Source organism: Paenibacillus sp. J22R3 (assembly GCF_056269305.1).
Window position 1 is genome coordinate 388,313 of record NZ_JBWDNS010000002.1, and the last position, 12,502, is coordinate 400,814.

Genomic DNA, 12,502 nt, shown 5'->3' on the forward strand with positions numbered 1-12,502 from the left:
GAAAGTAGATGGAGAAGTGGAAAGGTTATATGTTGGCATCGGTAGTAGGGGCCACGACGCTGCTTGCCGGCTGTGGAAGCAACAATGCTGAGAACGCAAATACGTCCAGCACAGATTCGAATGCAGCAACAACGAATGCAAATGCAACGAATGCAGATTCGCAAGAGAAATTCGAGCTGCGTGTTTCATCCGGCGCGGCTGTAGAAGAAGCGAAAGCCGAACAAGCAGCGATCGATGCGTTTATGAAGAAAAATCCGAATATTACTGTCAAATATGAACCGATTCCAGGCGATGACGCAACGCAGAAGCTGCTGTCTTCCATCGCAGCCGGCAATGCGCCGGACGTATTCCTGATTGACTCTGTATTACTGCCGCAATTTATCGACAATAATGCATTGCTTGACCTGGCTCCATTTACGCAAAATGATACTGAATTCAATAAAGATGTGTGGTTCGAGAACGTTTATAATATCGGCGTTCGCGGCGACAAGCTGTATGAGTTCCCACGTGGTTTCACCCCAATGGTCGTGTATTACAACAAAGAGGTGTTTGATAAAGCGGGTGTAGCTTATCCGAAGGATAACTGGACCTGGCAGGACTTCCTGGATACGGCTAAGAAGCTGACTAAGGATGAGGACGGCGATGGCAAAACCGATATTTACGGCATGTCCGCTGACCCTTACTTCTACAAATCCGTTCCATTCGTATGGCAAAATGGTTCGGACGTGCTCGATAAGGACGGCACAACCGCTGATGGTTATCTGAACAGCCCGGCTACGGTTGAAGCTTGGCAGATGTATACGGATCTTGTGAAGCAGCAGGTTTCCCCGACACCATCGGTGAAGAAAGCGTTTGGCGATCTGTGGTTCCAATCCGGTAAAGTCGCGATGCAAGTTTCCGGTCACTGGACGCTTCTTGGTATCAACGATACGGTAGAATCCGGCAAATTTGATATCAGTAAGCTGGGCGTCGTAGGTCTGCCTCGCAATAAAGAGCGTGTTTCCGTTATGTATGAAGCGGGCTGGGGCGTAGCTTCTTCAACGAAGCATCAGGAAGCAGCTTACAAGCTCGCGAAATTCATGTCCGAGTCGGTTGAAGGCCAGAAGGGCCGCGTTGAATCGGGGCTGGAATTGTCCGCAGTGAAATCGGTGCAAGAAGAGTATGCGAAGGACAAGCCGATTGAGCAAGTGTTCGTAGACGAAGTGCAATATGCACGTCAGCCATGGGGCTCGATCCATCCGAAATGGGCCGAAATCGAAACACAAATCGATAAAGCGCTGGAGCAGGTTGTCGTAAACGGCATCTCTGTGAAAGAAGCCATGGATGCCGCTGTACCGAAGATCGATGCCATCATTAAAGACGAATAACTTATAAGCTGCGCAGGTCGGGGGATTGGAGAAATTCCGCTCCCCCGATTTCTGTTATGCGGCTAAGAAGGAGGAAACAGCAGTGGAATCGGCCTCCCAATCGTACGTGCCGTCTGAGAAGCTGGCTAAGCCTAGCTTTTGGAAGAAATTGAGGGGACAGGCAGTAGGCGACGATAAACCGATCGGTTATTTGTTCATCTTGCCTGCTTTTATTCATCTCGCCGTATTTACTTTAATTCCGATTCTATTCTCTCTCTATCTCAGCTTTCATAAGTGGAGCATTCTGAAGCCGGCGAAGCCGTTCGTCGGGCTGAAAAACTATATCAAGATGTACCATGATACCGACTTCTGGCATGCGATGGTTAACACGTTTTATTTTGTATTCGGGAGTGTCCCAACGGGAATTGCGGTCTCCCTGCTCGTGGCGCTTGTGCTGAATCGCAAAATGAAGGGCGTGTATTGGTTTCGTTCGTTCTTCTTCCTGCCGGTTGTGTCCTCGACGGTAGCAATCGCGATGGTATGGCAATGGATATTACAGCCGGAGTTCGGGCTGTTAAATTATTTGCTAGGCAAGATAGGCATCGAAGGTCCCAAGTGGCTGATGGATCCTAAATGGGCCATGATCGCCGTCATTATTGTAACCGTCTGGAAAGGGATCGGCTACCAAATGATCATCTTCCTGGCCGGACTGCAGGGCATCCCCGAGCACTTATATGAAGCAGCACGTATCGACGGAGCGAATAAATGGCGCATTTTCTGGTCAATCACGCTTCCACTGCTCATGCCGACGGTCTTCTTCCTCACAGTGACGACCATTATCGGTTCGTTCCAGGCGTTTACGGTTATCTACATGCTGACAGAAGGCGGGCCGGTCGGCTCGACGGATGTGGTGGTGTATCACATTTATGAGCAAGCTTTCCGAGTGTTCAATATGGGGTATGCATCCGCACAATCATGGCTGCTGTTCTCGATTATTTTCATCATTACGATCATTCAAGTGAAATTCATGAAGAAATTTAATTATGAGCATTAAGCCGGGAGGGAGGATAAACCGATGGCCACGATGACAAGCAGGGGTAATAGCAGCAAAATAGCAAAACCAGGGCAGCTGTTCGCAGACATCTTCACGTACGTCGTACTGGGAATCGTCAGTTTAACGATGCTGGTTCCGTTTCTATGGATGATTTCCACGTCGCTGAAACCGGAATATTCCGTGTTTGAGTTTCCGCCGAAATTCATTCCGAGCAGTTGGTTGTTCGAGAACTATATGAGCATTTTCAAAGCGGCACCTTTCTTGCGGTTTCTCTACAATACAGTCTTCGTAACGATGAGCGTTGTTATCGGACAGGTGATATTCTGTTCGTTGGCTGCTTACGCCTTCGCAAGGCTTCCGTTTAAAGGAAGCAACGCAATCTTTGTTCTGTTCCTCGCGACCATGATGATACCTTCGCAGGTCACGACGATCCCGACTTATGTCATGATTTATAAATTCCACTGGCTGGATACCTATGCCGCTCAGATTATTCCTTTCCTCAGCAGCGCATATGGGATCTTCCTGCTCAAGCAGTTCTTCCACAGCCTGCCCAAGGAAACCGAGGATGCGGCGCGAATCGATGGCTGCAGCGAGTTTCGGATTTACTGGAACATCATTCTCCCCTTGTCGCAGCCGGCGATTGCCACGTTGTCGGTGTTTACGTTCATGGGAGTTTGGACCGATTTCTTATGGCCAATGCTCGTCACGAATACGGTTGAGATGCGTACGCTTGAGGTAGGGTTGTCTGTATTCCGAAACCAATATACGACGAATTGGCCGCTTCAGATGGGCGCGTCGCTGCTCGTTATTTTTCCGGTGCTGCTCGTTTTCTTGTTTACGCAGCGCTACTTTGTACAAGGGATCTCACTGACGGGGATGAAGGGCTAATCGAACAGCCGGCATGAATCCCTCGCTAACCAAATCCACTACCTGAATCGAAGGAGTCGTAGCCGGTATGACAGTACTGAAAGAGTTAGCGTTACCGTACCAAACGTTGACAGCAATTCCGTTCACGAACGTTTCCATCGAGGATCGTTTCTGGAGCAATCGGATTAAGGCGACACAGAAATCGACGATTACAGCATGTCTGGCCCAGTGCGAGGCTACAGGCAGAATATCGAATTTCGCCAAAGCCGGAGGCCTTGAGGAAGGCGGCTTTGTAGGGATTTTCTATAATGATTCCGATGTTTATAAAGTGTTGGAAGGGATCGCTTATTCCCTCTTGATTGAGCACGATGAGGAGATGGAAGCGCAAGCTGATCGGATTATCGAGCTGATCGCCGCGGCGCAGCAAGAAGACGGTTATTTGCAAACCTACTTTACACTTGCCGAACCGGAGAAGAAATGGACGGACATGAATAAGCATGAGGAGTACTGTGCCGGCCACATGATCGAAGCAGCGATTGCTTATAAACAGGCCACTGGCAAAAGATTGTTCCTCGATGTTGCGATCCGGGTAGCTGATCATATCGATTCCTTGTTTGGACCGGGAAAGCGCCACTGGGTTCCGGGTCACCAAGAAATCGAGTTGGCCCTTGTGAAGCTGTACGTCGAAACAGGAGAAGAGCGCTACTGGAAGCTGGCTTATTGGCTGTTGGAAGAACGCGGTCACGGCCATGGTGTCGGCTACAGCTGGGATCGTTCGGATTGGGGCGCCGCTTATTCGCAGGATGACGTGCCTGTACGGGACATATCGATTGTAACCGGTCATGCCGTACGTGCGATGTACATGTATGCAGGGATGACGGACGCTGCCATGCTAAACGGAGATCGAGGTTACATAGAGGCACTGAATCGTATTTGGTCTAACGTCGTCGACCGGAATATGTACATAACAGGCGGTATTGGCCCTTCTCGCCATAATGAAGGGTTTACCGCAGATTATGATTTGCCTAACGACAGCGCCTATTGCGAAACTTGCGCATCGATCGGGATGGTGATGTGGAACCATCGCATGAATTTGCTGCATGGCGATTCGAAATACGCAGACATCGTCGAGCGGGCGATGTATAACGGTTCGATTGCCGGCGTATCCTTGTCCGGCGACAAGTTCTTCTATGTCAATCCGCTGGAGTCTGACGGGACGCATCACCGAGTACCTTGGTACGACTGCTCTTGCTGTCCGACGCAGATCGCACGGTTCATTCCGTCCATCGGCGGGTATGTCTATGCGACCCGAGGCAATGACATTATCGTCAATCAATTCGTGGAGGGAACCGGCCAACTTCACTTGCTAGCTGGCTCAATTACGCTGCGTCAAGTGACGGAGTATCCATGGAATGGTCGAATCAAGCTGCGCGTGGAAGATGGAGAAGCAGGAGCGTACGGCATTCAACTGCGTATCCCGGCATGGTGCAAATCCTACCGTTTGTCGGTCGGGGATCTGGAAATCGCTGATGCTCAAATCGTGAAAGGCTATGTTCGTTTGCAACGCGAATGGAAGCCCGGAGACGAAATTACGCTTGAGTTGACGATGCAGATTGAGCGGGTTTACTCGCATCCGCTAGTCTTGGCCAATGAGGGGAAAGTCGCACTGCAACGCGGACCGCTCGTCTATTGTATAGAAGAGATCGATAATGCGAGCTATGACGCACTACGCGTAACGGTCGCTACCCGGTTCCGTACCGTATATGAGCCGGAGTTGCTGCAAGGTGTCTTAGCCGTATATGCCGAAGAACCGAGCGGTGATCAAAAGTTCAAGGCGATTCCTTATTACGCGTGGGATAATCGGGATGCCGGCCAAATGAAAGTATGGCTGCCGGAGAAGACAGACGAAACACGGCTTTATCGTTCATAATGTATGGAAGTGAAGCAATCCTGCTGGGCGAAGTTAGCCGAGCGGATTGCTTTTTTGTTGAATCGTGTTTGCTAAGTGAGAGGATTTGGATATTGACAGGCTATCTACTAAAAGATAGAATAGCAACATGAACAATCAGCCGAGCGAAAATATTGCTGTGAAGATGCAGCGGATCGCGCGGGAATTCGTCAATTAAGGAAATGATTAAACTTCAATCATTTAACTATCTTTCAATAGGTAGAAGCACCAAGATACAACAAGGAGATGAACCCAATAATGAAAACTTTGATCATCGTTACACATCCGAACATTGAAGCCTCCAACTGGAATAAAGCTTGGTTGAAGGCCGTTCAAGACGAAGGTGATATTACGATTCATGAGTTATACAAGGAGTATCCTGACGAGATTATCGATGTTCCGAGGGAGCAGAAGTTGGTTGAAGACCATGATCGGATTATTTTTCAATATCCCCTGTACTGGTACAGCTCACCGCCGTTATTGAAGAAATGGTTCGATAAGGTATTGCTTTATAACTGGGCTTATGGACCAAATGCCACCAAAACGGCAGGTAAAGAAATTGGCGTAGCTATTTCGACTTATGGCACTGCAGAGTCATTTCAACCAACCGGGTTCAATCGCTTTACACTGCAAGAAATACTGCGTCCGATAGAGGCGCTGACTGAGTTTATCAGTGCTACTTATCTGCCTCACTTCTCGCTGAATGATACTTCAGACGTTACGAATGAACGATTAGTTCAGAGCAGCATCGATTATGTGCATTATCTTAGAACAGTGAAGCCTGCTCAGCAATAATTGTAAGTCGGATAGCAAGGCTTGAATAGAGTAACGTAATTTGGAGGGATACTACAATGAGTTTTTTGCAGAAATTATTTAATAAGGGGACCACACCAATGACATCAACAAAAGTGAATGTAGCCATTATTTATTATAGTTCGAATGGAACTAACTATCAGTTAGCGCAATGGGCGGCTGAAGGTGGGCGTCAAGCCGGGGCAGATGTGAGAATTGTAAAAGTACCGGAAACAGCGCCTCAGTCCGTCATTGATACGAACCCAGCCTGGAAAAGTCATCTTGAAGCAACCAAAGATGTCCCGACTGTGACACTTGAGGACGTGGAATGGGCGGATGTTATTATCTTTAGTATGCCGACTCGCTTCGGTAATCTTCCGGCCCAAATGAAACAGTTCCTCGATACAACCGGCGGACTATGGTTCCAAGGTAAAACAGTGAATAAAGTCGTGAGCGCCATGACTTCTGCTCAGAATCCGCATGGTGGACAAGAACAAACCATTCTTCAGTTGTACACGTCCATGTACCACTGGGGTGCGATCGTGGTCGCTCCCGGATTTACAGATCCATCCGTATTTGTTGCGGGAGGAAATCCTTATGGCACGAGTGTATCCGTAGATCAAGATGGAGCAATGAAGGAAGACGTTCGCGCTGCTGCCGAACATCAAGCCAAACGTAATGTGACGATAGCCAGAGCGTTAAAGAGCGGATTTGCAGCACAATAAGCATTCGCAATGAAATGGAATGAAGAACAAGCAATCCTACGTGGCTGTTAGTAGCCGTAGGATTGTTTTTTTGTTATATACAAGTTTGCCATTGTAAGGTATCGTAAGTTTGAAAGGAACATTATTTGTTTCTAACAAACATCGGTACGATCGATCTGGGAGGATGAACGGATGGCCAAGCTTCACTTGCTAAGCAATGCGCATTTGGATCCCGTATGGCAGTGGGAGTGGGAAGAGGGCGCTGCCGCTGCAGTTTCTACGTTTCGCGCCGCCGCTGAATTTTGCAGGGAATACGATGGGTATGTTTTCAATCATAATGAAGTGATTCTCTACAAATGGATAGAGGAATATGAGCCTGAATTGTTCGAGGAAATTCAAGAGCTGGTGCGCCTAGGCAAGTGGAATATCATGGGCGGATGGTATCTTCAGCCGGACTGCAATATGCCTTCAGGGGAATCGATCGTCAGGCAGATGCTGCATGGCAGAGTTTATTTCTCGGAGAAATTCGGCGCAAGGCCGACTACGGCAATCAACTTCGATTCTTTCGGACATTCCCGCGGTTTAGTGCAGCTCATGCGCAAAGCCGGTTACGATTCTTATCTGTTTATGCGTCCCGATGATCATACGGTTGGCCCGGAGCGGGAATTTCGATGGATCGGATTTGACGGCTCCGAGGTGATGGCTCATCAGACTTATTTCTATAATACCCTTATGGGTCAAGCGCGTAAGTCCATCGAGAACTGGCTCAGCAGCCATGAAGGCAAGCCGCTTGGCCTGATGTTATGGGGGGTTGGCAATCATGGAGGCGGCCCTTCCCGCGTCGATTTAGACGAAATCGGCAAGCTGATGGAAACGCGGAGCGATGTTCAAATCGTACATTCATCTCCGGAGCAATATTTTGCAGAGCTGGCTGTGCAGGCGGCAGAATTGCCGGGCCATGCGAATGATTTGAATCCAAGGTTTGTCGGCTGTTATACGTCCATCATTCGAATTAAGCAGAAGCATCGTTTGCTCGAGAATGAGCTCTATGTAACGGAGAGAATGCTCTCTGCCGCTGCAATTGCCGGCAAACTTACCTATCCAAGAGAGGAATTGCAGCAGGCAACCTATGATCTGCTCACTGCTCAGTTCCATGATATATTACCGGGCTCATCGGTACAGCCTGCCGAGGATGCATCCCTGCGTCTGCTCGGACATGGACTTGAAATCGTCTCGAGACTGAAGGCGAGAGCCTTCTTCGGATTAGCAGCCGGACAACCGAAGGCAGAGGAAGGCGAATATCCGATTCTCATCTATAACCCGCATCCATTCCCGGTAGCCGGTGTGTTTGCTTGCGAGTTTATGCTGGCGGACCAGAACTGGAAGGACGAATTCTCGATGCCCGTTGTTTATCAAGACGGCAAGAGAGTTCCTTCTCAGCCTGAGAAGGAGCACAGCAATATTAATCTGGATTGGCGGAAACGTGCCGTGTTCTATGCGGAGCTCGCGCCTTCTTCGATGAATCGCTTCGATTGCCGAATTGAGATGCTCCCTGCCAAACCGCAGCCGCAGCTTGAAGTCGACAAGCATGCGATTCGTTTCTCGAACGGTCGAATGGAAGCTGTTATCGATACAAGTACAGGCTTGCTTGATGCTTATCTGGTAGATGGTGTTTCGTATGTGAAGGAACGTGCATTCCAGCCGGTCGTTGTCGCTGATAATGAGGATCCATGGCGGATGGACACGAACCGGTTTGAGCCGGATATCGGTTCGTTTCAGCTGATGGATAAGGGAGCAGGCTCTGATTTCTCCGGATTGCGTCATGCATTGCTGCCATCCGTTCGGGTTGTCGAAGACGGAGCTGTGCGAACTGTAGTTGAAGCTGTTCTTGCTTATCAGAATTCCAAACTGGTTCTTACGTACAAACTCCCTAAACAGGGCAGCGAGCTCGAAGTGCATGTACGGGTGTTCTGGAATGAAAAGGACAAGATGCTGAAGCTGTCCATTCCAACGATGTTCTCGGATGCTGCGTATATCGGTCAAACGGTGTATGGTGTGCAGACGCTGGATACGACAGGACAAGAAGCTGTGGCGCAGAAGTGGACCGCTGCTCATTCGGCACAGCAGAAGGCTGCCTTGACCTTAATTAATAATGGGACCTATGGTTCAGACTTCAGAGATGGTGCAATTCGTCCAACGCTGCTGCGCAGCCCAGGCTACACGACTCACCCGATTATGGATCGCCCGCTTATTGTGCAGGATCGTTTCTCACCGCGCATTGATCAAGGGGAACGGGAGTTTACGTACTGGCTGAACGGCGGTGCCGCGAATGAGCGTCTTAACGCCATTGATCGTGAGGCGGTTCAGCGTAATGAAGCCCCTTACGCGTTGTCTTTCTTCCCATCCGGCCGCGGAGAGAAAATAAAACCGCTCGTTATATTGAAGGATGATGTCGTTCAACTGGGAGCCTTCAAGCAAATGGAACGCAGTGATGATTATGTGCTTCGCCTGTTCGAGCCAACCGGAAGTCCACGGGAGACGGAATTGGAGATTCCGATGCTCGGCATCACTTGCAACGTTGTGCTTGCACCATTTGAGGTGAAGACCTTCCGTGTTTCTGTTCGTGAAGGAACGATTTCCGAGGGTTCACTGATGGAAGAGGATTGAAGTGCGAAAACCCGCCAGAGGAGGAGAGTGCTTCCTTCTCTGGCGGGTTTTCATTGTGAGAGTGATTAAGGCTCATCCATTGCATCGGGATAAACGTCCTCACCGGGGTAGTCACGGTATATGCCTGCATGCAGCTCGCGGTTCTCGTAATCAAACCGATTCGGCGGCCGTTGATCGACTCGCCACGGTTTGCCTTTGCTAAGCGATTCGGACACAATCTTCGAACCATACGGTCCATCGGGAAACTCTTGTGCATTGAGATCGTTTCGCTGAGATTCGACCGACTTCAAATCTGTATAGGGCTGACGGTTTTCTTTCATAAACATGCAGATTCCTCCTGCGGCGGCTATTGGTTTAAATAAAAGAAAAGGCGGTAGCCCTTTCTTCATGACCGTTACAGTGTACCCGAGGTCAGTCGGTAAAATGCACCGTTCCCACCACAAATTCTAAAAATTGTTTAAGATCGGCGGCCTCTTCTTCCGTCAATTTAAACGTGAATTCCAGGTAGCCCTCTTCGTCCAAATCGTCTTGACCGACGATCGCAGTCTTTCCGCTTTGCAATTCTGTGATCAGCTTCTTGCCGTAGAACCGGTTGGTAGTCATAATAGCCAGATCGAACCGCTTCAGGTTCGGCGTTATAAAAGTAACGAAGCGGGTTGTTGTTTGCTCCGTTGTATCGGACATAAAATCATAATCAGGCAGCAGCATTTCGAGTTCCTCCTTTATTCTGCATCTATCATAGCATTCCTTTCTGCGGCGGGGCAATCAGGCTCATAGCCATGAATTGGAAAATTGACTCTTGTCATGCTTAGTCGGCTATGCTATGATTTGGGCAATCAAATCGTTGCATCGTGAGGAAGCACCTCTTTCGCCATATCTATGGCGTTAGAGGTGCTTTTTTGTGTTTTCCGGTGTTTCGGCGTTTGATCAAACACATTTTCGGGTGGAGGTGGACCTGCATGCAGGTCGTATTTTTGAACACATTTGAGAAAGCAGGACAAGGCAGCCGTGCCGAACAAGCACAGTTGTCCATTTGCGAGCAGAACGGTGTATGGTCGGTTATTTGGACGGAGTCGTATGCAAACGGGCAAGATGAGCAGCAAGCCGTTTGGTTTGAAGGCAGCTCGTGGGAAGAAATGATGACGGCATTCCGCCATGGCATCGCCGTTCAGATGGGTGAAGGCTATACGCCTTTGATTGATGGGATGCTGGAGGAACGCCGCGGTCAGGATGGGCTGGGCAGTTTGTATTCGATGATTCAATGTTATGGGGAAATGAACACCGATCCCGTTCTGTTCGAAGCACTTCGCGAATGGCGCCGCTTGAAAGCGGTGGAGGGAAAGAAATCGGCTTATCTCATCGCATCCAATCGGATGCTCTGGATGATCAGCAGTTTTGTACCGCATCAGCCTGAAGAGCTTCTGCAAATACCCGGATGGGGCGAGACGAAGCAGGCTGCATATGCGGAAGAAGTGCTTGCCATTACGCGGACCTTTGAGCGCGAAAGAAGCTTTCCGCTGGACTGGGTATCTACGGCAATTGATCCTAAGGTCTACATTAAGTGGGTGTATAAGCAGAAGGAAAATAAGTATAAATCGCAGATGGATCGCCAGCAGGAGAAGCAGAAGCTGCTTCGCGGAATTGCGGAGGGCAACTCCTTAGAGGGGCTGCTCGCTCAGACCGATCTGCCTCGCAGAGATCTCATGGAACGCATTGAGAAGCTGGAGACAGAAGGGTACGATATAGAGCCGCTTATCGAGCGAGAGCTGGAATCGATGCCGGAGTCGGAGCAGCAGCTTGTCTGGGATGCGATGATAGCTGTTGGTGACCGCTATCTGAAGCCGGTGCTGCAGCGTGTGTATGGTGAAGAAGCGGTGCAAGGCAAGGGGAAATCACTTGATCTGATCTATGATCGCTTAAGATTGATTCGCCTTCGTTATCGCCGGATGAAGATCAATCAAGTATCTTAAGATCAGATCGTCGACCAGATCGGATCTTCGAATTGAATGGATGCCCCACAGTCACAAGAAAGTCCTGTTTCGTAGGAGCGGTTGGCTATCAATTGAACGACCGCTTCTCGGAGCTGATGTTTGGAGGGGGAAGGAATTTCACTGCTGCCAAGAATCGGCGCCAGCGGGTCTTGCTCTCGAAGCCATGCCAGAATAGCCCTTATGACCGTTGTCGCTTCTGCCAAAGCAACATCCCACAAATCCCATACGCTTTCCGTATGCAGCGTATGCCCATCGACCGGGTCCAGCCAAGGCGCGTGGGACTCGTTTAATATATCTAGTTGCAAAGGATCGCGTTTATAGACGAAAGGTTCGATTTGACCAAACGTAAGCAAACGTCTGATCCCGGTAGGATCATAGAATAACCGCTGCGCCGCAATCATGTCACGCATGGCGCCGGTCCAGTATTCACGGCGTATTAGAGGTGCAAGCTTCGGATAATGAACTGCAGCAATCTGCTCGAACGCATCCACGACGGAAGCGGGCAGCTCCCCTTTATTGTTAATTTCGCGCCATACCTCAGTCTTCCACGTTTCCGCCCCAAGCAGCTTGCGAACAATAAGTGTATCCATGATGACTTCAAAGCGTTGATGATCCCATTTGCGAGAGCCGGAACGGCTAAAGACATAAGGATGCATGACACGATCCAATAAATGATGCAGCACAAAACCCAGCGTATAGACAAGCGCATCGTCTCTCGCCGCAGCATCTGCATCAGATGTACTATCCAGAGCATCCAATAAGTCCAGAAGAACGGGGCCGCAGTGGAATTGATGCATCTCGCTCCCGAGCTGACTCATCGTTTTCCCTCTCTGCCAAGGCAGGAAGTGATGATAGAATAGAAAATCCGGGCCCTGACAGCCCATATTAAACATATTTTTTCGGTGCGGCGCAGCAATTAGATGCTGTTCACCAAGCACTTGCAGGCATTGCTGCCCGAATAGAAAATGAGTCCATACATTCGGCACGGTTATCCTCCCTGAGACTCTTGTTCGACGCATTTCTACAAATCTTTAAACTTTAGCTCGAATTGAGTAGTATACTTGACCTAACAATTCTTGTATAATCATTGGTAAAGACGAATGCCATCGAATCAAGTCGAAAAGGGGCGCTAC

General features: G+C 49.3%; 11 protein-coding genes. 8 read left to right on the plus strand and 3 right to left on the minus strand.

Annotation, left to right across the window (positions count from 1 at the left end; all coding sequences use genetic code 11):
* Positions 1-8: 8 nt before the first annotated feature.
* The 7 genes from AC0YN4_RS10000 to AC0YN4_RS10030 all read left to right on the plus strand — a co-directional run bounded on the left by AC0YN4_RS10000 (position 9) and on the right by AC0YN4_RS10030 (position 9,378).
* Positions 9-1,367, plus strand: coding sequence for an ABC transporter substrate-binding protein (locus tag AC0YN4_RS10000; RefSeq protein ID WP_475781321.1), 1,359 nt, complete (start codon positions 9-11; stop codon positions 1,365-1,367).
* Positions 1,368-1,449: 82 nt separating this feature from the next.
* The gene (locus AC0YN4_RS10005; protein ID WP_475781322.1) at positions 1,450-2,400 is read left to right on the plus strand and encodes a carbohydrate ABC transporter permease; all 951 of its coding nucleotides are present in this window, start codon (positions 1,450-1,452) and stop codon (positions 2,398-2,400) included.
* Between the two features lie 21 nt (positions 2,401-2,421).
* Positions 2,422-3,288, plus strand: coding sequence for a carbohydrate ABC transporter permease (locus AC0YN4_RS10010; RefSeq protein ID WP_475781323.1), 867 nt, complete (start codon positions 2,422-2,424; stop codon positions 3,286-3,288).
* A gap of 67 nt (positions 3,289-3,355) precedes the next feature.
* Positions 3,356-5,197 carry a glycoside hydrolase family 127 protein gene (locus AC0YN4_RS10015; RefSeq protein ID WP_475835712.1) on the plus strand — a complete coding sequence of 614 codons (1,842 nt, stop codon included), beginning with the start codon at positions 3,356-3,358 and terminating at the stop codon, positions 5,195-5,197.
* A gap of 276 nt (positions 5,198-5,473) precedes the next feature.
* Positions 5,474-6,010, plus strand: coding sequence for an NAD(P)H-dependent oxidoreductase (locus AC0YN4_RS10020; RefSeq protein ID WP_475835713.1), 537 nt, complete (start codon positions 5,474-5,476; stop codon positions 6,008-6,010).
* Positions 6,011-6,066: 56 nt separating this feature from the next.
* Positions 6,067-6,732: an NAD(P)H:quinone oxidoreductase gene (gene wrbA / locus AC0YN4_RS10025; RefSeq protein WP_475781326.1), complete on the plus strand. Its 666-nt coding sequence runs from the start codon at positions 6,067-6,069 to the stop codon at positions 6,730-6,732.
* Positions 6,733-6,903: 171 nt separating this feature from the next.
* Entirely contained in the window at positions 6,904-9,378 is a 2,475-nt protein-coding gene (locus AC0YN4_RS10030; protein WP_475835714.1) for a glycoside hydrolase family 38 N-terminal domain-containing protein, read from the plus strand.
* A gap of 65 nt (positions 9,379-9,443) precedes the next feature.
* Here the strand turns inward: AC0YN4_RS10030 and AC0YN4_RS10035 are convergent, their stop codons facing one another.
* On the minus strand, positions 9,444-9,704 hold the full coding sequence (locus AC0YN4_RS10035; RefSeq protein WP_475781328.1) for a hypothetical protein: 261 nt from the start codon (positions 9,702-9,704) through the stop codon (positions 9,444-9,446).
* Positions 9,705-9,789: 85 nt separating this feature from the next.
* Positions 9,790-10,086: a DUF3055 domain-containing protein gene (locus AC0YN4_RS10040; protein ID WP_475781329.1), complete on the minus strand. Its 297-nt coding sequence runs from the start codon at positions 10,084-10,086 to the stop codon at positions 9,790-9,792.
* Positions 10,087-10,337: 251 nt separating this feature from the next.
* Here AC0YN4_RS10040 and AC0YN4_RS10045 point away from each other — a divergent pair, with 251 nt between their 5' ends.
* On the plus strand, positions 10,338-11,348 hold the full coding sequence (locus tag AC0YN4_RS10045; protein WP_475781330.1) for an HRDC domain-containing protein: 1,011 nt from the start codon (positions 10,338-10,340) through the stop codon (positions 11,346-11,348).
* Between the two features lie 2 nt (positions 11,349-11,350).
* Here the strand turns inward: AC0YN4_RS10045 and AC0YN4_RS10050 are convergent, their stop codons facing one another.
* Positions 11,351-12,355 (minus strand): zinc dependent phospholipase C family protein, encoded by a 1,005-nt coding sequence (locus AC0YN4_RS10050; protein ID WP_475781331.1) that lies wholly within the window; start codon positions 12,353-12,355, stop codon positions 11,351-11,353.
* Positions 12,356-12,502 lie beyond the last annotated feature (147 nt).